This is a genomic window from Pseudomethylobacillus aquaticus, from assembly GCF_003730115.1.
GTDB classification, from domain to species: Bacteria; Pseudomonadota; Gammaproteobacteria; order Burkholderiales; family Methylophilaceae; genus Pseudomethylobacillus; species Pseudomethylobacillus aquaticus.
Window position 1 is genome coordinate 1 of record NZ_RJVP01000015.1, and the last position, 2,292, is coordinate 2,292.

At 60.3% G+C, this 2,292-nt stretch carries 1 protein-coding gene and 1 pseudogene; both read left to right on the forward strand.

What is annotated here, in order from left to right; all coding sequences use genetic code 11:
- Positions 1-296, forward strand: a pseudogene (locus tag ED236_RS12285) (methyl-accepting chemotaxis protein); the annotation flags it as partial.
- Between the two features lie 114 nt (positions 297-410).
- A partial coding sequence (locus ED236_RS12290) for an MCP four helix bundle domain-containing protein (protein WP_162299629.1) occupies positions 411-2,292 on the forward strand: 1,882 nt, incomplete at its 3' end.

The window sequence follows — 2,292 nt, forward strand, 5'->3', positions numbered from 1 at the left end:
TGACGCAGATGGACGAGGTGACGCAGCAGAACGCGGCCTTGGTGGAAGAGGCGGCCGCGGCGGCGGAATCGCTGGTGGAGCAGGCCAACCAGCTGATGGAGGCGGTCAGCGTGTTCAAGGTGGATGGTATCGCAGATGGCCAGGTAGGCGGCATGTCCGGGATCAAGAGCAGCACCCCGGTGGCCAGCATGAGATCCCCGGCCCGCAAGCCTGCCTCGGTCAAGCCACAATCGGCAAAACCGGTGAAGGCAGTGGCCCGTACCGGCACGCATGACAGCGAGTGGGAAGAGTTCTAAACCTGGCCCTAATCCAGGCTTAGAGACAGGCCCGGTCATCAAGCACGCAGCACGATGGCCGGTCCGCCTCATCAATCATCACGCATCAATAAAAACAGCAAGGTGGAGAAAACAATGTCGGTCAGCAAGCGTATCTATGCCCTGATTGTCCTGGCGAGCCTGGGCTTTGTCGCCATGACGGGTTTCAGCTACTTCCAGACCCAGCGTGTGTTCGAAGGCGCCAACTATGCCAACGTCAGCAGCATGCCACGCAACACGGCCTTGACCGCCTTGCAGCTGGATTTCAACACCCTGCGCATCCGTGTCTCGCGACACATGCTGTATACCGAGGCCGCTGACAAACAGGCCGCAGAGCAGGAGATCACTGCTTTGCAGCAGAAGCTGGCACAGGATCTGGCCACCTACCGCCCGCTCATCAGCTCGGAGCAGGAGCGCGTGATGATGGCCGAAGTGACGCGCTGGATAGGGGCTTACTACGGCAAGATGGAGGCTATCCTGGAAGCGTCGCGTCAGAACGCGTTCGAGCTGGCACGCGAACGCTATATCGAGATCGCCACCACGGCCAACCAGGCCAACGATGCCATCCACCGTTTCAGCGAACATAACCGCGCGCTTGGCTTGCAACATGCAGCGCTGGCTGAGCGCGCCTACGAGGAGGCCAAGCTGACCTCCTTGCTGGTGAGTGTGGTCATGACGTTGACCCTGATTGTGTTTGGTCTTTACCTGCTGCGCAAGTTGCTGGCCCAGCTGGGCGGTGAACCCAGTGCGGCGGTGACGGTGGCCAACCGCATTGCAGCCGGACAGCTGGATACACCGATTAGCTTGCGTGCAGGCGATCAGCACAGCTTGCTGGCGGCCATGCACAAGATGCAGGGCACCCTGCAGGCGGTGATCGCCGAGCAGACCGAGGTGATGCGCCAGAACCGCCAGGGCAATACGGCGGCACGCATCGCCAGTGACCAGTACCACGGCAGTTACCGTGCCATGGCCATGCAGGTCAATCAGATGGCAGACAGCCAGCAAGCACTGCTGCACAAGGTGACAGCATGTCTGAGCCAGTTTGCAGTGGGTGATTTCGATGCCCCGCTGGAAACGTTCCCGGGCGAGCTGGCGTTCATCAACGAGGGCGTGGAGGGCTTGCGTCACAACATCAAGAGCCTGCTGGCGGATATGCAGGCATTGTCCGCGCAGCATCAGGCCGGCGAAGTGGACACCCGTATCGAAGCCGACCGCTATGCTGGTGAGTACCAGCGCATGGCGCAAGGCGTCAACGAGATGGTGGCCATGCATATTGCACTCAACCAGAAAATCATGGCCTGTGTGCAGGGCTTCGGCAACGGCGTGTTCGACACGCCACTGGAAAGCTTCCCTGGTCAGCTTGCCAGTATCAACCGTTCCATCGAAAAGGTGCGCGGCAACCTCAAGGGTGTGGTCGATTCCATCCACTGGGTCAGCAGCGAGCACGAGAAGGGCGAGATCGAACAACAGCTGCATCACCATCTGTTCAAGGGCGATTATGCCGTGCTCATGAAGAGCATCAACGACATGGTGCAAGGCCACATCGATCTCAACCGCAAGGCCATGGCCTGTGTGGCAGAATTCGGTGCCGGTAATTTCGATGCCCCGCTGGAAACCTTCCCGGGCAAGAAAGCCTTCATCAACGACACCATCGAGCAGGTGCGTGGCAACCTCAAGCGCCTGACGGCCGATGCGCAGATGCTGTCCGAAGCCGCCGCCTCGGGTGATGTCATGGTGCGCGCCGATGCCGGCCGCCATGAAGGCGATTTCCGCCGCATCGTGGACATCATCAACAACACCTTGCAACTCATCGTGGAACCCATCGTGCTGATGAAAGATGCGGCCCAGCAGATCAACACGGCGGCGAACGAGATCGCGGCGGGGAACAACGACCTGTCGCAGCGGACGGAAGAGCAGGCCTCCAGCCTGGAAGAGACGGCCTCCAGCATGGAAGAACTGGCTTCGACGGTGAAGCAGA